Consider the following 19,294-nt stretch of genomic DNA (forward strand, 5'->3'; position numbering starts at 1 on the left):
AAGATCATGGAATTTTTCCGCATCCGCAAAGACATCCCGTTCATGAAGCACGCGTTGGTCTTCAACGCGGTTTCGCTCATCACGTTCGTTCTCGCGGTGTTCTTCCTGTTCCACCGCGGCCTGCATCTGTCGATCGAGTTCACGGGCGGCACGGTCATCGAAGTGCAGTATCCGCAAGCGCTCGAACTTGAGCCCGTGCGCGACACGCTCGCGAAGATCGGCTACGGCGACGCCCAGGTGCAGAACTTCGGCACCTCGCGCGACGTCCTGATCCGCCTGCCGCTCAAACCGGGCCTCAGCTCGGCGCAGCAGAGCGATCAGGTCATGGGCGCGCTCAAGGCCACGAATCCGCAGGTGCAGTTGCAGCGCGTGGAGTTCGTCGGTCCGCAGGTCGGCAAGGAGCTGGCCACCGACGGCCTGCTCGCGCTGGCGTGCGTGGTCGCGGGCATCATCATCTACCTGTCGTTCCGCTTCGAATGGAAGTACGCCGTGGCCGGCGTGATCGCGAACTTACACGACGTCGTGATCATTCTCGGCTTCTTCGCGTTCTTCCAGTGGGAGTTCTCGCTTTCCGTGCTCGCGGCCGTGCTCGCGGTGCTCGGCTACTCGGTGAACGAGTCGGTCGTTATCTTCGACCGGATCCGCGAGACCTTCAAACGTGAACGCAAGATGGCCGTCTCCGAAGTCATCAACCACGCGATCACGAGCACGATCTCGCGAACCATCATCACGCACGGCAGTACGCAATTGATGGTGCTGTCGATGTTCTTCTTCGGCGGCCCGACGCTGCACTACTTCGCACTCGCGCTGACGGTCGGTATTCTCTTCGGCATCTACTCGTCGGTGTTCGTGGCAGCGGCGATCGCGATGTGGCTCGGCGTGAAGCGCGAGGACCTCATCAAGGACAAGAAGGAACGGCACGATCCGAATGATCCGAATGCGGGGGCGCAGGTTTAAGCGCTTCTTCGATTCGGCGAATGAAAAATGGCTCACGTAAGTGAGCCATTTTTTTATCTGCCTCATGCGTGCAAAGCACGCGGAGAAGCGAGTCGTTGTTTGGCATTCTCGAGCTACCCAGCAGCGCTTGCCCTAACGGCGCCTGACGAACAGAACATAGACGGCTGCAAACACGGCGGCAATGCCGATGTTCACGATCAGCCGTGCCACGAGCCGATCCTTGAAGAACAGTACGTCGACACCGACGATAACGGCTATCAACGCCAACACGTAAAGTACGGCAACCGCATTCCTTGTCATTGAATCACCCGTTCAAATACCTCGGATGCCACCTGCCCATCGCGTCGCCGGATTTGCTGCAAAGCGTCCGTTGAATTGCCGACAGGGGCAAGCGCGAGGAAACACCCGATGCAGGGCGACGGTCGTCGACCGGTTCATTCCGCCCTTCGATCACGCCCTGGCGGCCGCCTCATCGCGCAGAAAATGCGGACGAAGCACCTTTACCGGATGCGACCACGTGTGTCCTCACCGCCCCGCCCTACTGCTTGATCCCTTCGGCTTGAATGTGCAGCCTGACTTCCATATTGAAGCCGTACTTCTTGCCCATGTCGACGCCAAAGTCCTCGCGATTGAACACGCCCGAGGCCTCGACCCCGCACACCTCGCGCTTGAGCATCGGATGCTGCATGCATTTGAACGACACGATGTCGAGGTTGAGTGGCCGCGTCACGCCGTGCAGCGTGAAAGTGCCGATCACCTGCTTCGGCGTGTCGCCGTCGAAGACGATCTGCGTGCCCTTGAAGGTGGCCGTGGGGTACTTCGCCGAATCGAGAAATTCCGGCCCGGCGACGTGCTTGTCCAGCTCTGCGTTCCCCGTCTGCACCGAGGCCGGATCGACCGTGACGTTCACGGTGCCCGTCTTTGCGTCGCGATCGAGCGTGACCGTGCCCGTGGTCTTCGTGAACTTCCCGCGCCAGACCGAGAGTCCGGCCATGTGATCGGCTTCGAAGCTCGGGTAGGTGTGGTTCGGATCAAGCTGGTACGTGTCGGCGGCGAGCGCTGGAATGGAGTACGAAACGATGCACGCAACGGACGCAGCGGCAATTGCCTCTACAGTAACGCGGGACAAGGTCTTCAAAAGCGCCTCCCAGGGAGAAAGTTGAAGGTCCAGCAGACCGCCGCGCTAGGGGTGCGCGACGACGATGTGAAACTTGATGAGCACTTCGTCGGCGACCGTGGACGTGTCTTTCCATTCGCCCGTGCCCACGTTGAACGCGAGGCGATGGATCGGCAGCGTGCCGTCGAAGGTTTGCGTCGTGCCTTGCTGCGTGACGACGATGGGCACGGCCACGGCCTCGGTGTGCCCCTTGAACGTGAGTTTGCCGTTCACGCGGAACTGGTTCGGACCGGTCGGCGCGATTGCATTCGAAACGAAGGTGGCCTGCGGATACGACTTCGCATCGAACCATTCGGGGCCGCGCACGGAGTCGTTATAGCTCGCATCGCCGAGATCGTAGCTGCCGACATCCACCGTGATGCGCGCCGTGGCGGCCTGCGGTTTCGCGGGATCGAAGGCGATCTGGGCGTCGAATTTCGTAAAGCGGCCTTCCACCGGCACGCTCATCTGCCGCGAGATGGCGACGAGCGTACTCTTCGCCGCATCGATCTGCGCCTGCGCGTCGGCGCCGGACGCGAGCGCGGCGGCACAACCCGCCACGAGCGCCAGCATGGCCGCGGGACGGTATCGCGCCAACCCGAAACACGCCTTCATGATCGTCCTCGTCTGAGCAAAGGAATCATCCGCGCAAGCAGCCCGTCGCGGTCCAGCCATTGATGCTTGAGCGCAGCCAGCACATGCGTCACGACGAGTGCAGCGAACGCATAGTTCAGCGCGACGTGAAGTCCGCGCAGGATCGGCTTCATGACCGGGTCGGGACCGATCAGCATCGGCAGACGCACGAGCCCGAGATAAACGACAGGCACGTTGGCCGCGCAACTGAAAAGATACCCCGTCAGCGGTACGACAAACATCAGGATGTACAGCAACACGTGCGTCCCGCGCGCCGCCGTGCGCTGCCAGCGCGGCATACCCTGCGGAAGCGCGGGTGAGCGGTGCGTCGCGGTCCACGCGACGCGCAGCACGGCGAGTCCGAACACCGTGACGCCCAGCCACTTGTGCCATGAGTAATAACGGAGCTTGGTGGGCGTTATTCCGGGTATCCCCGTCATCACCCAGCCGAGCGCGAACGCGCAAACGATGAGAAGCGCGATCAGCCAGTGCAGTGCAATCGCGGTGTGGGTGTAGTCGTCGGATGGGGCGAAATCGTGCGACATCGATCGAAATCCGTTCTGGTTCACCCGCGCGGCGCTCGTGCGTTGCAGCATCGCGTCGTGCGACGGGAACGCCAGCACAACAGCGCAGGCCGCTCGCTTCCACGGATGTCCCGGTGGCAAACATCAGACCCGGCTGGCACCCGCCGATCGGGCAAACGTGGCACACTCCTGGCCCGTCATGCTACTCCAGTGCCGCACGTGGCGCCGGGGCGGCGAAAGGGCGACGAAAGACTGGCCGCGCTTGCCACCCTGCTTGCCGCAAGTCGCGCACGGTTCGCTGTTTGGTAACATGGCGCCGAGCCGCCGCGAACCTGTGTCGCGTGCGCCATCGCTGTTCGTCCCGTTCACGTCGTTTTGCGTATCTGCCCGCATGGCCCAGGAGCAACTCATCGCGTGTCACGAATGCGACGCGCTCTTTCGCAAGCCGCGTCTCATTGGCCGGCAGGCCGCGCGCTGCTCGCGCTGCGGCGCAACCCTCTATAACAGCGGGTCCGCGCAACTCGACCGCATCTGCGCGATGGCCGTCGCCGCGCTCGTCACGTTCATCATCGCCCAGTCATTTCCGATCATCGAACTCGACGCCAACGGCATCACGTCGGCATCGAGTCTCTTCGGCGCGCTCGTCATCCTGTGGGGCGAGGACATGCAGATCATCGCGCTGATGGTGTTCTGCGCCACCATCCTCTTTCCGCTCACCGAACTCGTCGCGCTGCTTTACGTGCTGTTGCCCGTGCGTCGCGGCTTCGTTCCGCCGGGCTTCAACCGGGTGCTGCGCGCCATCGAATTCGTGCGGCCCTGGGGCATGCTCGAAGTGTTCATGCTCGGCGTGCTGATCACGATCGTGAAGATGGCAAGTCTTGCGCGCGTGATTCCGGAGACGGCGCTCTTCGCATTCGGCGCGCTCACGCTCATGTTCACCGTGGTCGTCACATTCGACGCTCGCACGCTGTGGGATATCGTCGATGACCTGCGCGAACGCGAGCCGACAAGGCGCGCGGGCGGCGGCGCGCCTGGGGGCGGACTTCCTGGCACGGGCGGGCCTCGCGGCCCTGCTGCACCCGATGCACCCACTACTCCCGCGAGCCCGGCCGGACACGGCGCGCCGCCCACACCCACGGCGGAGGCTGCGCCTGCGACACGCGCCACACGACCCCACCCGCTCACCGAACCCGAAATCCGGGACCGCGCGGGGACGAAGCCGCCGCGCGTCAACCCGAAGCCTTCGGGCCCGTCACCGCACTGAGGCACCCGATGAAATACGTGACCGCCACCGCCGCCGGACTCGTCTCGTGCCACGCATGCGGACGCGTGCAGCCGCGCACGCGGCGAGGCGTGCCGGCGCGCTGCGCGCGCTGCGGCTCGACGCTGCACGAGCGCAACCCCGACAGCCTCATGCGCACCTGGGCGCTGCTCATCGCCGCGGCGCTGCTCTATATCCCCGCGAATCTGCTACCGGTCATGCACACGGCTTCGCTGACCGGCGACGAAGACGACACGATCATGAGCGGCATCGTGTACTTCTGGACCTCAGGTTCGTGGCCGCTCGCGATCATCGTGTTCATCGCGAGCATTCTGGTGCCGATGCTCAAGATCTTCGTCCTCGCGCTCCTTTCGATCACCGCGGGACGCCGCTCGAAGTGGCGCCCCGTCGAGCGCGCGAAGCTTTATCGGCTCGTGGAATTCATCGGCCGCTGGTCGATGCTCGATATCTTCGTCGTCACGCTGACCGTTGCGCTGGTACGCTTCCAGTCGCTCGCGGTGATCACGGCGCGTCCGGGCGCGATTGCGTTCGGCTCGGTCGTGATCCTGACCATGCTGGCGTCCATGCAGTTCGATCCGCGCCTCATCTGGGATCCGTTCGACGACGATTCACAAAAGCCCGAGCAACACTCTCAGGATCACCCTCATGAATAATCCGAATGGGCCGACGCCGCCTTCCGCGGGCGGCCCGGTCCCGCCCGATCTTCCGGAACCGGAGATCGTCAAGCCACGGCGCTGGCTCCCCTCGCTCGTCTGGATCGTGCCGCTCGTGGCGGCGCTGATCGGCGTGGCGCTCGTGGTGAAGTCGGTGTCCACGCGCGGGCCGACGATCACGATCAGTTTCTCTAGCGCCGAAGGCCTCGAGCCCGGCAAGACGAAGGTGAAGTACAAGGACGTCGACATCGGTGCGGTGCGCACGATCAAGCTCTCGCCGAATCGCTCGCGTGTGCTCGTCACCGTCGAGCTGACCAACGACGCGGAAGCCTTCGCGGTAAAGGACAGCCGCTTCTGGGTCGTGCGCGCGCGCATCGGCGCCAGCGGCGTCTCGGGACTCAACACGCTGCTGTCGGGCTCGTACATCGGTGCCGACGCGGGCCACTCGGGCGAAACCGCGACGGACTTCACCGGACTCGATGGGCCGCCCCCGGTCACAATCGACGCGAAGGGCCACCGCTACACGCTGCGCAGCGAAACGCTCGGCTCGCTCGACATCGGCACACCCATCTTCTACCGGCGCATCCAGGTGGGCCAGGTGACCGGCTATTCGCTCGACAAGGACGGCACCGGCGTCACGGTCGGCGTCTTCGTGAGCGCGCCATACGACCAGTACGTCGGCACCAATACGCGCTGGTGGCACGCGAGCGGCGTAGACGTGCGGCTCGACTCGAACGGCATCAAGGTGAACACGCAGTCGCTCGCGACCATCGTCGTGGGCGGCCTCGCGTTCCAGGCGCCGCCCGGCCAGTCCGCGGGTCCGCAGGCGCCCGACAGCGCCACGTTCTCGCTGGCCACCGACGAAACCGAGGCGATGCGCGAGCCAGACGGCGCGCCGGTGCGCGTGGTCATGTACTTCAACCAGTCGCTGCGCGGGCTTTCGGTGGGCGCGCCGATAGACTTCCGAGGCATCGCGCTCGGCCAGGTCACCGAAATCGGCGTCGAGTACGACCCGAAGGAGCACGACTTCACGATGCCGGTCGCGATCGATCTCTATCCGCTGCGCCTTTCGCGCCGCACGCGCGGCGAAACGCCGGCGGCGGGCACGCCGCAGGGGCGCGATCTGCTCAAGCGCCTGGTCGAGCGCGGGCTGCGCGGCCAGTTGCGCACCGGCAACCTGATCACGGGCCAGCTCTACATCGCGCTCGACATCTTCCCGAAGGTGAGCCCGGCGAAGGCCAATCTCGATCGCGACCCGATCGAGCTGCCGACCGTCCCGAACTCGCTGGAAGAGTTGCAGCTGCAGGTAGCCGACATCGCGAAGAAACTCGACAAGATTCCGTTCGACCAGATCGGCACGAACCTGAACGAGTCGATCAAGAACGCCAACCAGCTCTTCGGCCAGGTGAACAACGAGGTGCTGCCGCAATTGCGCGGCACCCTCAGCGAAGCCCAGAAGACCTTCGGTGCGGCCCAGGCCACGCTGCAGCAGGACTCGCCGCTGCAGTCCGACGTGCATCAGGCGATGCAGGAACTGACGCGCACCCTCCAGTCGCTGAATTCGCTGTCCGACTATCTGGAACGCCATCCGGAATCGCTGCTGCGCGGCAAATCAGGAGACAAGCCATGACGTTCGACCGGGTCCCCGCGCGCCGCGCCGGAACCGCTGAAGAGCCGCGCTGCGCGGCCCTCACTTCCCTCGCGGTCCGACGTGCGGCACTGCCCCTTGCAGCGGCGATTGCCGTGCTGACGGGCTGCGCCTCGCCCGCGAGTCACTTTTACACGCTAAGCGCACCCGATGACGCGACGCAAGCGACCGCATCGACGCGAGGCGCCAACCCCGCGTGGCTGATCGAACTAGCGCCGGTCGACGTGCCGCCTCAGGTCGCGAAACCGCAGATCGTCGTGCAGACCGGCGCCACACAGGTGGATGTGCTCGAACAGCAACGCTGGGCGTCCATGCCCGGTGACGAGATCCGCCGCGCGCTGTCCGTCGACCTCACGCAGCGGCTCGACACGATCGACGTCTACGGCTCGCCGCGTCCCGAGGGCGTTCCGGTCTACCGCGTGAGCGTCAACGTGCAGCGCTTCGAGTCGTGGCCCGGCTCGCACGCGCTCATCGACGCCGTATGGAGCGTGCGTTCGCTCGCATCGCAGTCGCTCATGACGTGCCGCAGCGTGCTCAACGAACCCGTCGGCGACGGCTACGATGCGCTCGTCGCCGGACACCGGCGCGCAGTCGAGGCGCTTTCGACGGCGATCGCGAGCGGCGTGCGCTCGCTTGCGGCGCAGCCACAGCCGATGACGCCACAGGAAGGTACGAAGGCCGCCGGCCATCAAAAGCCGATGAGCGCGATCGCCTGCCCGTCGGCGGCACCGGGCGTGGCGGCAGGCTAGTCCCGGCGCACGGGTAGCGCGGCGCGGCTCGCTGTAGCCCACGCTTTTCGAGTACCGGCCGCCGCCCGCGTCACGGTGCGCGGACCGGCGCGGCAACCCGCGTACAATAGCGCCTTCCTCGCAGCGTCCCTCCTCCTTCATGTCCTTCGAATTCTTCGCCCCCTGCCCGCGCGGCCTCGAAACCGCGCTCGCCGCCGAACTGGCCGAAACCGCGCAACAGCGCCTGCCGCCCGGCGCTCTCGACGTCGGCGCCGAAGTGCCCGGCGGCGTGCATTTCCGCGGCAACTGGGCCGGCGGCATGGCCGCGAACCTGCATTCGCGCATTGCGAGCCGTGTGCTCCTGAAAATCGCCCAGCAGCCCTATCGCAGCGAGCAGGACATCTATGCGCTCGCGCGCGAACAGCGCTGGGAACAGTGGTTCTCGGCGAACGAGACGTTGCGCATCGACATCACGGCGATCAAGTCGCCGCTGCGCAGCCTCGAATTCGCGACGCTGCGCGTGAAGGACGCGATCTGCGACCGCATGCGCGAGAAGTCGGGCGCGCGTCCGAGCATCGACACCGCGTTTCCGGACGTGCGCGTCTTCGCGTTCCTCACAGCGGGCGACTGCACGCTCTACCTGGACACCTCGGGCGAGCCGCTCTTCAAGCGCGGCTGGCGTCTCGACAAGGGCGCGGCACCGCTGCGCGAGAACCTCGCGGCCGGCATCCTGCGCCTGACCGGCTGGACGCCCGGCACACCGCTGTTCGATCCGATGTGCGGCAGCGGCACGTTTCTGGCGGAAGCCGCGCAGGTCGCGCTCGACATCGCGCCGGGACTCACGCGCAGCTTCGGCTTCGAGCGCCTCAAGCAGTTCGACACGGCCGCGTGGCGCCATCTGAAAAGCGAAGCGAACACGGCGCGCAACACCGCGCAAAGCAAGGTGCGCGATCTGCACATCTACGGCAGCGACATTTCCGACTTGATGCTCGAAAAGGCTCGTGCCAACTTCACACGCGCGGGCCTTGGCAACGTGCCACTCAAGCAGCTCGACGCGCGCAACATGACGCCGCCCGAAGACGCTCCGGGCATCCTCGTCGCGAATCCGCCGTATGGCGAGCGGATCGAAGTGCGCGGACGTAACGCGCGCGGCGAAGCGCGGCCGACGGCGCGCGACCGCGATGAAGACGGCGAAGGCTTTCGCCGGGCCGATACCGACGCACCCGACGCCGAGTTCTTCAACGCGTTCGGCGACGCGCTCAAGCAGCGCTTCACGGGCTGGCGCGCGTTCGTGCTCACCTCGGACCGCAAGCTGCCGGGCCAGTTGCGCCTGCGCGAATCGGCGAAGACGCCGCTCTTCAATGGCGCGCTCGAATGCCGTCTGTTCCGCTTCGACCTGATCGCGGGCAGCGTTCGCCAGCGTCCCGCAGCAGGTGCCGCCGATACGGGTAACGAGGCCTGAGCCGGCGTTGCGGCGCGCTGCGAGACGCGCCGCAAGACGCGGAAGACCGCGGTACGCATCGCGATGCGGCCGCGGATAACCTTCGTACTCCACACCTGGCCCACGTGCCGATTCGGGGCCGGAGCACCTTTCAGCGCCTTGACCGCGCTTGGGCCGTTTAGCCGTCGCCTCGCAACAGGCGCACCACGCCGCCTGTACTGACAATACGTTGTCAGCAGCCCCTCGGCACACTCGAGATACGCCATCTGGCGCAGCCGCAGTATCCACTGTCAGCAGCCCGTACTCGAGGAGCGCATCATGTCGGCCGAAGTGTCCCGCGTCATCTCCTGGTTCGAAATCCCCGCGCACGATCTGGATCGCGCCGCCCGCTTCTACGAAACGGCCCTTGGGACGTCACTGCAGCGTGACGTGGTCGGCGGCGTGCAGATGGCGCTGTTCGCCCACACCGAAGCCGACACAGGCGGTTGCATCGTGTTCAATCCCCTCGACGTGAAGCCCGATCCGAAAGGCGTGCTCGTCTATCTGAACGCGCAGCCATCGGTGTCGGCGGTGCTCGAGCGCGTCGAGAAGGCCGGCGGCAAAAGGCAGGGGCCGGCGCAGGAACTGCCGAACAACTACGGCTATATCGGCTTCTTCATCGACACCGAAGGCAACCGCGTCGGGCTGCACGCACCGAAGCTCGGGTGAGGTGCACCAGGGCATCTCGCTCGCCCGGGCGTCGGGTTGTGGGCGGTCGCGTGAACGAGCGGACCGCCCAGACGACTGCGTGCGAAGCGACGCCCGGTGCACCGCGTCACCGCAGCGAAGCGTGGGGCGTTGTCGTGCCCAATGCCGCTCGCGTCCGCCCGTACGAGCGCGCGCGAGCGGCGCTATGATCGCGGCATCGAACCTCACCAATCCTTCCATTCGCCGCCGGACAACCGTCCGGCCCCTTCACCGCTGACTCTCCGCGCCTATACATGTCCCGTCGCGCCGACCGCCTGTTCCGCATCGCCGAGCTATTGCGCGGACGGCGTCTCACCACCGCGCAGCAGCTCGCCGAGTGGCTCGAAGTATCGCCACGCACCGTCTATCGCGACGTGCGGGACCTGCAGTTGTCGGGTGTGCCGATCGAGGGCGAAGCGGGCATTGGCTATCGTCTTGCGCGCACCGCGAGCCTGCCGCCGCTCACCTTCACCGCCGATGAACTCACTGCCCTTGCCGTCGGCGCGCGCATGGCCGAATCGTGGGGCGGCGCGGCGCTCGCAGGCGGCGCGCGTGGCGCGCTCGCCAAAATTGCCGCCGCCATGCCTGCGGACAAGCGCGTGGTTCTTGAACGCCTCGCGGTGTTCGCACCTTCGTATCACGTCGACCGGGGCTTCTCGGAGAAAGTAGATGCGCTGCACCGCGCCGTCGATACGCGGCTCGTCGTGCGTTTCGCTTACTGCGACCGGCTCGGCGCGCACACCGAGCGGCGCGTGTGGCCGCTCGGGCTCGTCTACTGGGGGGCGCGCTGGACGGTCGGCGCGTGGTGCGAGTTGCGCGAGGACTTCCGCAATTTCGACATCGCGCGCATGACCGGCGTTCAGGTGCTCGAACCGTTTCCAGATGTGAGCGGGCGCAGGCTGGCCGATTATTTGCGGCGAGTGAATGCGCCTTCGCAGTAGCGGAGAAGCGCGCGCCTGGACGTGCGGGACTGCGCAATTCGATGAAACGTTTGGCGCGATGTCATGCGTCCCGACGCGTCGAGCACAAAGGCTGGACGCAATCGCCAATCAACGCTTAGATTTGCGCGACTTTTTAGCCGCCTTGTTTCGAAGCGGTGCGCAACATGGCCAATCGCCCAGGGTGAAGTCGGCGCGACGTATATGCTGACGACCGCCGTGCAATTCGGCGCCGACTACATGTCCATGAAGGGCAACGGGTATCTCAACAACAACCACGCGCACCGGATCTCGGCGTCGATCGACTACTTCCGCTCCAAGCGTACGATGGTCTATACGCAGGCGGTGAATCAACGCGCGAACGCCGGTGCGCAGGCGCTGATCAGCGGCATCCTCGCCCCGAACGGGACGTCGAGCGGTCCGAGCCAGTTCCTCACCCGCGTGGGAATCGAAACGCGATTCCAGGCGTTCGACGCTTCGTTTCCCCCGGTCGTAGCGCGACTATCGCCCGATAGTCGCGCGATCATCGGCGTGACCGGCCCGCAATGCCCACGCGGTCCGGTCACTCCACCGACTTCACCATCTCCTCGATGACCTTCTTGGCATCGCCGAACACCATCATCGTCTTGTCCATGTAGAACAATTCGTTGTCGAGCCCGGCATAACCCGCCGCCATCGACCGCTTGTTCACGATGATCGTGCGCGCCTTGTACGCCTCGATGATCGGCATGCCCGCGATCGGCGATTTCGGATCGTTCTTTGCCGCCGGATTCACCACGTCGTTCGCGCCGAGCACGAGCACGACATCGGTCTGGCCGAACTCGTTGTTGATGTCCTCCATCTCGAACACGAGGTCGTAGGGCACTTCGGCTTCCGCGAGCAGCACGTTCATATGGCCCGGCATGCGCCCTGCGACCGGATGAATCGCGTAGCGCACATCGACGCCCTTTTCCACGAGCTTGTCGGTCAGTTCTTTCAACGCATGCTGCGCCCGTGCGACGGCAAGGCCATAGCCCGGCACGATCACGACCGATTCGGCGTTGCCGAGCATGAACGCGGCATCGTCGGCGGAACCCGACTTCACCGGACGCTGCTCCTGCGCACCGCCCGCCGCTGCACTGCCCGCTTCCGCACCGAATCCGCCCAGCAGCACGTTGAAGAACGAGCGGTTCATCGCGTGACACATGATGTACGAGAGAATCGCGCCCGACGAACCGACGAGCGACCCCGCGATGATCAGCATCGCGTTGTTCAGCGAGAAGCCGATGCCCGCCGCCGCCCAGCCCGAGTACGAGTTCAGCATCGACACGACGACGGGCATATCCGCACCGCCGATCGGAATGATGATGAGCACGCCGAGCGCGAACGCGATCAACGTCATGATGATGAACGGCAGCCACGATTGCGTGAGGAAGAACAGAATCCCGAAGCCGATCATGCCGAGCGCGAGCATCAGGTTGATCAGATGCTGGCCCGCGTAGACCACGGGCGCGCCCTGGAAGAGCCGGAATTTGTACTTGCCCGACAGCTTGCCGAACGCGATCACCGACCCGCTGAACGTGATGGCCCCGACGAACGTGCCGATGAACAGCTCGACGCGATTGCCGTAGGGCAGAAAGTCCGGATACGGCGCATCTTCGGCAACCAGCCCGAACGCGGAAGGCTCGGAGACGACCGCATAGGCGATGCACACCGCAGCGAGACCGATCAGCGAGTGCATGGCGGCGACGAGTTCGGGCATCTTCGTCATCTCGACACGCGCGGCGACATACGCACCGAGGCCCCCGCCCACCACGAGCGCCCCGAACAACAGGGTGAGCCCGAGCCCGAGATTCGAGCCGAATTGTGCGGATTCCTTCACGATCAGCGCGAGCGTCGTGAGAATCGCGATAGCCATGCCGGCCATGCCGAACACATTGCCGGCGCGTGCGCTCTTCGGATTCGAGAGTCCCTTGAGCGCCTGGATGAAGCAGACCGACGCCACCAGATAGAGCAGCGTAACGACGTTCATGCTCATTGCGCGCCCTCCTTGCTGCCGGCACCCGCCAGCTTTTTCGGTTCCTTCTTGCGGAACATTTCGAGCATGCGCCGCGTGACGAGGAACCCGCCGAACACATTGACCGCCGCGAGCAGCACCGCGAAGGTGCCGAAAAACTTGCCCGCGCCGCCCACGGTGAGTCCGGTGGCGAGCATCGCGCCGACGATCACGATCGCCGAAATGGCATTGGTCACAGCCATGAGCGGCGTATGCAGCGCGGGCGTGACGTTCCAGACCACGTGATAGCCGACGTACACGGCCAGCACGAAGATGATCAGGTTGATGACGGTGTGGTTGATGATTTCCATCGCCGGTCTCCGTTTACGTCTTCTTCGTGACGGCGCCGTCGCGAGCCAGCAGCGTGGCCGCGACGATGTCGTCCGCGAGATCGATGTTGAGCGTGCCTTCCTTCGTGACGATCAGCTTCAGGAAGTCGAGCAGATTGCGCGCGTAGAGTGCGGAGGCGTCGGCGGCCACCATCGACGCGAGGTTCGTGTAGCCGCAAACCTGCACGCCGTGCTGCGTGACCACCTGGTCCGCCACGGTGAGCGGGCAGTTGCCACCGCGCCTTCCGGTCGCCGGATCGGCGACCGGGCCGCGCCCCGCCGCGAGGTCGATCACCACCGAGCCCGGCTTCATCGCCTGCACGGTTTCGGCGGGCAGTAACGTGGGCGCGTCGCGGCCCGGGATCAGCGCCGTCGAGATGACGATGTCGGCCTGCTTCGCGCGTTCGTGCACAAGCGCGGACTGGCGTGCGAGCCACGATGGCGGCATCGGCCGGGCGTAGCCGCCCACGCCCTGCGCGGCCTCGCGCTCCTCGTCGGTTTCGAAGGGCACGTCGAGAAACTTCGCGCCGAGCGATTCGATCTGCTCCTTCACGGCCGGGCGGACATCGGAGGCTTCGATCACGGCGCCGAGGCGCCGCGCCGTGGCGATCGCCTGCAGGCCAGCTACGCCCGCGCCGAGGATCAGCACGCGCGCGGCCTTGACGGTGCCGGCGGCGGTCATGAGCATCGGCATGAAGCGCGGATAGAGGTTCGCAGCGACGAGCACAGCCTTGTAGCCCGCGATGTTGGCCTGCGACGACAGCACGTCGAGACTCTGCGCCCGCGTGGTGCGCGGCGCGGCTTCGAGGGCGAAGGCCGTCACGCCCGCCCCGGCGAGCTGCGCCGCGTTTTCGGCGTTGAAGGGATCGAGCATGCCGACCACCACGGCGCCACGCTTCATGAAGGCCAGTTCACTCACGGATGGCGATTGGACCTTGAGCACGAGGTCGGCACCGAAGGCGGCAGCGGCGTCGGCGATCTGGGCGCCGACGGCCGCATAGGCCTCATCGGGAAAGCTGGCGGGGCCGCCCGCGCCGCTCTGGACGGTCACGGTGTGGCCCTGTGCGACGTATTTCTTGACTGTCTCCGGTGTCGCGGCCACGCGACTTTCGTTCGCCCGCGTCTCTGCGGGCACTCCGATATGCATCGTTGAAATCTCCTCGACCTTCCAGCACTTTAAAGATTCGGGGGGCCGACGAGGTTCGCCGGCGAGTATTTTTTGTAGTGCAACGGCATAACGACGCACCACTGTAACCGAAAGCCGGGGGCGGATCGACCCCGCGAAAAGCGCCGGTTGCGCGATATCGTGTGTTCTGGCAGGCAGACGGACCGACCGGCCACCGGTCACGGCCGCGGGCGGTGGATGACCGGTCGAGCCAGCCGCCAGCAGCCCACGGCATGTATCGGTAAAATGGCGGTCCATGAATGAGGACACCTGGGCTCCGCACGTCACCGTGGCGGCGATCGTCGAGCGCGGCGGCCGCTTTCTCCTCGTCGAGGAGCACACGCCGGCCGGCCTGCGGCTGAACCAGCCCGCCGGCCATCTGGAGGCGGGCGAAACGCTCGTCGAGGCCGTCGTGCGCGAAACGCTCGAGGAAACCGCGCACGCGTTCACGCCCGAGGCGCTCGTCGGCGTCTATATGACCCACTTCGGCAAACCGGGCGAGAGCGGCGCGACGTATCTGCGCTTCACGTATTCCGGCTCGGTCGCGGATCAGCCGGAAGCGCGCGCGCTCGATCCCGATATCGTCCGCACACTGTGGATGAGCGCCGACGAGCTGCGCGCCGCGAGCGAGCGTCATCGCACGCCGCTCGTGATGAAGTGCATCGATGATTACCTCGCGGGTGTACGCGTGCCGCTCGAATTCGTGCATGTGCATGCGGTTGGACCCAGATCGGGTCACAGCGGTGGTCCCCAAGGTTGAAGGCAGCTAAGAGATGAGCAAACGTAAGGTCGTGGTGGGTATGTCGGGCGGCGTCGATTCGTCGGTGACGGCATGGCTGCTCAAGGAGCAGGGATTCGACGTCGTCGGTCTTTTCATGAAGAACTGGGAAGACGACGACGACGGGGAATACTGCTCAACGCGCCAGGACTGGATCGACGTGGTGTCGGTGGCGGACCTGATCGGCATCGACGTCGAAGCGGTGAACTTCGCCGCCGAATACAAGGACCGCGTGTTCGCGGAGTTCCTGCGCGAGTATTCCGCGGGCCGCACGCCGAACCCGGACGTGCTCTGCAACGCCGAAATCAAGTTCAAGGCATTCCTCGATCACGCGATGTCGCTCGGGGCGGAAACCATCGCGACGGGCCACTACGCGCGCGTGCGTGAAAACAAGGGGCGTTTCGAACTGCTGAAGGCCTTCGATCACACGAAAGATCAGTCGTATTTCCTGCACCGGCTGAACCAGGCGCAGTTGTCGAAGACGATGTTCCCGCTCGGCGAGATCCCCAAGACGAAGGTGCGCGAGATCGCCGAAAAGATCGGTCTGCCGAACGCGAAGAAGAAGGACTCGACGGGCATCTGCTTCATCGGCGAGCGGCCGTTCCGCGACTTCCTGAACCGCTATCTGCCGACGAAGCCCGGCCCGATGATGACGCCCGACGGCAAGATCGTGGGCGAGCACATCGGCCTCGCGTTCTATACGTTCGGGCAGAGGAAGGGCATCGGCCTCGGCGGCAGCAAGGACGGCAGCGGCGAACCGTGGTTCGTCGCGGGCAAGGACATGGCGTCGAACACGCTCTACGTCGTGCAGGGTCACGATCATCCGTGGCTGCTCGCGCACGACCTGAGCGCGGGCAACGTGAGCTGGGTCGCGGGCGAGGCGCCCGTCGACGGCCACACGTGCGGAGCCAAGACGCGCTATCGCCAGGCGGACGCGCGCTGCACGTTCGGCGCGTCGGCGTCATCCAGCGCGGGTGGGTTCTCGCTGCACTTCCCCGACGCGCAATGGGCTGTCACTCCCGGCCAGTCTGCGGTGCTCTATGACGGCGATGTGTGCCTCGGCGGCGGGATCATCGAAGCGGTTCAAACGCTTGCGCCCCACGTGCCTGACGTGCTGCCGCCCGAGCCGGTCCGCGCGAAGCGCGCAAAGCGCACGAAGGGCGCACCGCAGAAAAAACCCGCGCTGCTCGGCGGCGCGGCGAGCGAAGCCTAAGATGTATGGTCCCAGTAAGTCATGGTGCATTCTTCAGTCTTGAACAAGAGAACGCACTATGGCAAGTCGATGTGGCTATCGAAGAAATCACCATTTTTCGACCGGAACGGCCCCAGTCAGGTAATTAGCCCCCTGCTCGAATCGCGTCCGCGCAGAGCCAACAGCAGGATACGCACTGTCAGGCGAGTATAGCGAAGTCACTGTGGCAACAGGGGCGCTTCGTTGCGGGATCGCGGCACTGCCGGAATAGCCGGTCACATGAACGACACCAACACCGCGGCGATTCCCGTCCACTACTTGCCAACGAGATCGCACGGCTCGGTCTCTTTGTCATTCGACACCGAAGTTGCGTGACACGACGCGGCTTTGTAACAACCGCTTTTGCTGTCGAACTTGAATTGAGTCGAGTAGCACTTGACGGCTGTACATGCCGTTTCCTCAATGTCGCGCATGCCATCGTGATCGGACGGTAGAACTCGAAACACGTCTGAGCTACCTTCGTAGAAGATACGGCCATTAGAAACGAGCCAATGCTGGAATTGATGCGCGCCATAGAACGGCGCGAAATACGGCTCAAGGGTCGGTCTCACGTACAGGACCTTTTTCCCGTGAAGGCCGATAGGAACTGCCTTCTGTACAAGCCTTGTGCCTGGATCTTTCGGAATGTCACCCGACTCGGCATATCCGCTCAAATCCTGTTGTTGCGCTTCATGCTTCATCAGCGCTTTGGCAAAAGCCGGGGTCACATGCGCCCATCCATTGGTTGAGTCTTCGGTGTGATTCTCGAACAGCGCTTCAGTCGCGGATGCGTGTCCGGCCGCAAGGCCGATGAGCAAGAGAAGAATGTATGTGCGCTTCATTTTGGTGTTCCGCCGCCTTCCACAAACCAGCCTTTCAGCGTTTTGTAATCGTGGACCTGGAAGGAGACCCACTCATGCGGCTTCAGTTTGTCGATGGCCGTCTTGATGTCGCCGCCGATTACGGCGTCCAGCACGTTATGTTTCCGGATGTCCTCAACCGCGATCAGGTCTTGAGTATGCGGGGAGAAGTCATCAAGCCCCATCGCCTTTTTTCCGTGCTCGGTCCACGCCGCATTGTTAATCTGATAAAGCCCTGCGGCAGTCGTGCGACCATCCTTTCCCACGCCTGGGTGCGTTGTTTCGTCGGTAAAGCCCCACGTTGTATTTCCTGGATACCAGCCGTATTTGGCGTGATAGTCGCCGCCTTCGGACTTCCCGGTCATGTAGAGAAACGCCTTGACGTTGGCGTTCTTGAGGTATTCCTCATTCTCGTCGCGTCGGGTCTTTTGCCGGGATGCGATTTGCAGTTGCTTTGCGGCGCTATCGGTCGTGCTAGTCGTCGTTCTATGCGCGGCATGAGCGAGCGGCTTACCGGAACGAGACGTTACGGTGTTAGGCATATTCAGCTCCGCTGCAAAAGATATTCACGCCTTCGGCTTCACTCGTCTTTGCAAGGCGGTGCGTGTAGCCGTTTGCGTCAGTTACGCCGTGTTCGAGGTTGCCGCTTGCGCGCTTTATGGCGTATTCAACGTTTGCCAATGGCTTTCCGGTATGCGTGTCCAGCAGCTGAAACTGCTCGTCAAAAAATTTCTCCGTCGGCAACGGGTTTCCCGCCGCGTCGTAGCCCATGCTCGCGAGATGATGGGCTTCGTACGATTCGAACATGACCGACTGTGAGGCGATCATCACGGGCTTGGGGGCGCACTTGCACGCGCACAAGTCGCCCTCCAATGCCGGTTGCTTGCCCATGAAGTTGGATGATAGACGCGGCCCGATGGGAACAATATGTCCCGTCGATTTGCACGCTGGGCAGTTCACGCTGGCCCCGAGAAACGTTAGTTCCGTTCCTTCGTGCGACATGAAGGGGATTCCTTCAGTGACTATGCCACCGACCGACGACTTATCGCCTTTTTTAAGACGAGAACGCTTCATTCTTTGCTTCCTCTTTGCCGGGGTATCGGCAAAACATGTATATGCAAAAAGCATTAACAGCAATTGGCGATTAGAAAGTGCGTGATGATAGTCCATCGGTCGACGACTGAAATGGTGCTGCGTTGCCGGCTGTTGCATAGCAACGGATAGTCGCGACATGAACGCCAATTCTCTCAACGACGATTTTCCACCGCTGGCCATCGACCGGATTCGTGATCTGGCTGTTGCCGTCCGCGAGGACTTCGGCACTAACCTCTCGCGGACCAGCTTCACAGGCAAACGTTTGGATCTACTCGAAGACATACCCGGGTATGTGAGGTCGGACGGAATTCGTGGAGGCCAACGGGTTGAGCAGCGATCTGATTCCGATAGAACCGCTGCGTAAATGCGACCGGCGATTGGTAATTGAGACGCGCCTGCAAGCGTTGCCGGTTGTAGAAAATCTCGATGTATTCGCTGATCGAGTGCCGCGCCTGCTCGCGCGTGGCGAAGCGTTGATGATAGACCAGTTCGTTCTTCAACGTTCCCCAGAAGGATTCGATCGGGGCGTTGTCGTAGCAATTGCCGCGGTGGCTCATCGATGCCCGCATGTCGAACTGGCTCACGAGCCATTGTTAGGCCAACGCACAATATTGCGACCCACGATCGCTATGGTGAATCAGGCCAGCCGGCGGTCGTCGGAACGCGGCACATCGGCGGCACGGCATAGTCCTGTCGCATTTGTTCAATCACGCCGTACCTCACCGCGACTCCTTCACGAAGTGCGTCGCGAACTTTTTTAGGAGATCGCGCTCCATTTTGACCTCGGCCAGTTCGCGCCTGACCTGCGCCAGCTCGGCCTCCATTTCCGTCAGTGGCTTCTGGTGCCGACCGACATCTTTCAGCTTGCCGACCTTCGCCGCGCGCCCCCAGTTTGCCAGCGTCTTGATTGGGATCGACAACCGTCGGGAAGCTTCCGATACCCCAACACCTTCAGTCAACGCCAGCTTGACCGCTTCGTCGCGAAGCTCCTTCGTATAGACCGTTCCTGGAATTCGATTCATGCATGCCTGTATTGACCCAGCGAAACCTGCACAGATTAAGCAGCTAAAGCGAATGCCTCAGCCGGGGTTTTCATCTTCAGCGCCTGGTGGGGC

General features: G+C 63.9%; 21 protein-coding genes and 1 pseudogene. 11 read left to right on the plus strand and 11 right to left on the minus strand.

Going from position 1 to position 19,294, the window contains the following annotated elements:
* Positions 1-6 precede the first annotated feature (6 nt).
* Positions 7-957: a protein translocase subunit SecF gene (secF, locus tag D1Y85_RS19310; protein ID WP_124152679.1), complete on the plus strand. Its 951-nt coding sequence runs from the start codon at positions 7-9 to the stop codon at positions 955-957.
* 132 nt (positions 958-1,089) lie between these two features.
* Here the strand turns inward: secF and D1Y85_RS27135 are convergent, their stop codons facing one another.
* From D1Y85_RS27135 to D1Y85_RS19325, 4 genes are all read right to left on the minus strand, one after another.
* Complete coding sequence (locus D1Y85_RS27135; protein ID WP_185219045.1) at positions 1,090-1,257, minus strand: hypothetical protein; 168 nt, start codon at positions 1,255-1,257, stop codon at positions 1,090-1,092.
* A gap of 238 nt (positions 1,258-1,495) precedes the next feature.
* On the minus strand, positions 1,496-2,062 hold the full coding sequence (locus D1Y85_RS19315) for a YceI family protein (protein ID WP_246024983.1): 567 nt from the start codon (positions 2,060-2,062) through the stop codon (positions 1,496-1,498).
* A gap of 78 nt (positions 2,063-2,140) precedes the next feature.
* Complete coding sequence (locus D1Y85_RS19320; RefSeq protein WP_124152681.1) at positions 2,141-2,728, minus strand: YceI family protein; 588 nt, start codon at positions 2,726-2,728, stop codon at positions 2,141-2,143.
* A complete protein-coding gene (locus D1Y85_RS19325; protein WP_124152682.1) occupies positions 2,725-3,291 on the minus strand; it encodes a cytochrome b in 567 nt (188 codons plus the stop codon). The genes D1Y85_RS19320 and D1Y85_RS19325 overlap by 4 nt, the downstream gene beginning before the upstream one ends.
* Positions 3,292-3,661: 370 nt before the next feature.
* On the opposite strand from D1Y85_RS19325, the gene D1Y85_RS19330 reads away from it, so the two are divergent.
* The 8 genes from D1Y85_RS19330 to D1Y85_RS19365 all read left to right on the plus strand — a co-directional run bounded on the left by D1Y85_RS19330 (position 3,662) and on the right by D1Y85_RS19365 (position 11,280).
* Complete coding sequence (locus D1Y85_RS19330) at positions 3,662-4,534, plus strand: paraquat-inducible protein A (protein WP_221410323.1); 873 nt, start codon at positions 3,662-3,664, stop codon at positions 4,532-4,534.
* An 8-nt stretch (positions 4,535-4,542) separates the two neighbouring features.
* Positions 4,543-5,205: a paraquat-inducible protein A gene (locus D1Y85_RS19335; RefSeq protein ID WP_124152683.1), complete on the plus strand. Its 663-nt coding sequence runs from the start codon at positions 4,543-4,545 to the stop codon at positions 5,203-5,205.
* Positions 5,198-6,835, plus strand: coding sequence for a PqiB family protein (locus D1Y85_RS19340; RefSeq protein ID WP_124152684.1), 1,638 nt, complete (start codon positions 5,198-5,200; stop codon positions 6,833-6,835). Before D1Y85_RS19335 ends, D1Y85_RS19340 begins: the two co-directional genes overlap by 8 nt.
* Positions 6,832-7,602 carry a PqiC family protein gene (locus tag D1Y85_RS19345; RefSeq protein ID WP_124152685.1) on the plus strand — a complete coding sequence of 257 codons (771 nt, stop codon included), beginning with the start codon at positions 6,832-6,834 and terminating at the stop codon, positions 7,600-7,602. The genes D1Y85_RS19340 and D1Y85_RS19345 overlap by 4 nt, the downstream gene beginning before the upstream one ends.
* Before the next feature lie 139 nt (positions 7,603-7,741).
* Complete coding sequence (locus D1Y85_RS19350) at positions 7,742-9,043, plus strand: THUMP domain-containing class I SAM-dependent RNA methyltransferase (RefSeq protein WP_124152686.1); 1,302 nt, start codon at positions 7,742-7,744, stop codon at positions 9,041-9,043.
* 297 nt (positions 9,044-9,340) lie between these two features.
* Complete coding sequence (locus D1Y85_RS19355; RefSeq protein ID WP_124152687.1) at positions 9,341-9,730, plus strand: VOC family protein; 390 nt, start codon at positions 9,341-9,343, stop codon at positions 9,728-9,730.
* 272 nt (positions 9,731-10,002) lie between these two features.
* Complete coding sequence (locus tag D1Y85_RS19360) at positions 10,003-10,689, plus strand: helix-turn-helix transcriptional regulator (protein WP_124152688.1); 687 nt, start codon at positions 10,003-10,005, stop codon at positions 10,687-10,689.
* 201 nt (positions 10,690-10,890) lie between these two features.
* Positions 10,891-11,280 carry a porin family protein gene (locus tag D1Y85_RS19365; protein WP_185219046.1) on the plus strand — a complete coding sequence of 130 codons (390 nt, stop codon included), beginning with the start codon at positions 10,891-10,893 and terminating at the stop codon, positions 11,278-11,280.
* On the opposite strand, the gene D1Y85_RS19370 is transcribed toward D1Y85_RS19365, so the two are convergent.
* From D1Y85_RS19370 to D1Y85_RS19380, 3 genes are read right to left on the minus strand one after another with little or no spacing between them, the layout of a single operon-like run.
* Positions 11,249-12,703 carry an NAD(P)(+) transhydrogenase (Re/Si-specific) subunit beta gene (locus tag D1Y85_RS19370; protein WP_124152690.1) on the minus strand — a complete coding sequence of 485 codons (1,455 nt, stop codon included), beginning with the start codon at positions 12,701-12,703 and terminating at the stop codon, positions 11,249-11,251. The genes D1Y85_RS19365 and D1Y85_RS19370 overlap by 32 nt on opposite strands.
* Entirely contained in the window at positions 12,700-13,032 is a 333-nt protein-coding gene (locus D1Y85_RS19375; RefSeq protein WP_124152691.1) for an NAD(P) transhydrogenase subunit alpha part 2, read from the minus strand. Before D1Y85_RS19375 ends, D1Y85_RS19370 begins: the two co-directional genes overlap by 4 nt.
* A 13-nt stretch (positions 13,033-13,045) precedes the next feature.
* Positions 13,046-14,197, minus strand: coding sequence for a Re/Si-specific NAD(P)(+) transhydrogenase subunit alpha (locus D1Y85_RS19380; protein ID WP_124152692.1), 1,152 nt, complete (start codon positions 14,195-14,197; stop codon positions 13,046-13,048).
* Positions 14,198-14,471: 274 nt separating this feature from the next.
* Between D1Y85_RS19380 and D1Y85_RS19385 the strand changes: the two genes are divergently transcribed.
* Positions 14,472-14,975, plus strand: coding sequence for an NUDIX hydrolase (locus D1Y85_RS19385; RefSeq protein WP_124152693.1), 504 nt, complete (start codon positions 14,472-14,474; stop codon positions 14,973-14,975).
* 13 nt (positions 14,976-14,988) lie between these two features.
* Positions 14,989-16,206, plus strand: coding sequence for a tRNA 2-thiouridine(34) synthase MnmA (gene mnmA / locus D1Y85_RS19390; protein ID WP_124152694.1), 1,218 nt, complete (start codon positions 14,989-14,991; stop codon positions 16,204-16,206).
* Positions 16,207-16,499: 293 nt separating this feature from the next.
* Here mnmA and D1Y85_RS19395 read toward each other — a convergent pair whose 3' ends face one another.
* The 4 genes and pseudogenes from D1Y85_RS19395 to D1Y85_RS19415 form a co-directional block, all read right to left on the minus strand.
* Positions 16,500-17,066 carry a hypothetical protein gene (locus D1Y85_RS19395; RefSeq protein WP_124152695.1) on the minus strand — a complete coding sequence of 189 codons (567 nt, stop codon included), beginning with the start codon at positions 17,064-17,066 and terminating at the stop codon, positions 16,500-16,502.
* Positions 17,063-17,626, minus strand: coding sequence for a lysozyme family protein (locus D1Y85_RS19400; RefSeq protein ID WP_124152696.1), 564 nt, complete (start codon positions 17,624-17,626; stop codon positions 17,063-17,065). Before D1Y85_RS19400 ends, D1Y85_RS19395 begins: the two co-directional genes overlap by 4 nt.
* Positions 17,619-18,359 carry a PAAR domain-containing protein gene (locus tag D1Y85_RS19405; RefSeq protein ID WP_246024981.1) on the minus strand — a complete coding sequence of 247 codons (741 nt, stop codon included), beginning with the start codon at positions 18,357-18,359 and terminating at the stop codon, positions 17,619-17,621. Before D1Y85_RS19405 ends, D1Y85_RS19400 begins: the two co-directional genes overlap by 8 nt.
* Before the next feature lie 149 nt (positions 18,360-18,508).
* Positions 18,509-19,201: pseudogene (locus D1Y85_RS19415) on the minus strand (IS3 family transposase); the annotation flags it as partial.
* Between the last annotated feature and the right edge of the window lie 93 nt (positions 19,202-19,294).

It is taken from the genome of Paraburkholderia dinghuensis (assembly GCF_003837865.1).
GTDB lineage: Bacteria > Pseudomonadota > Gammaproteobacteria > Burkholderiales > Burkholderiaceae > Paraburkholderia > Paraburkholderia dinghuensis.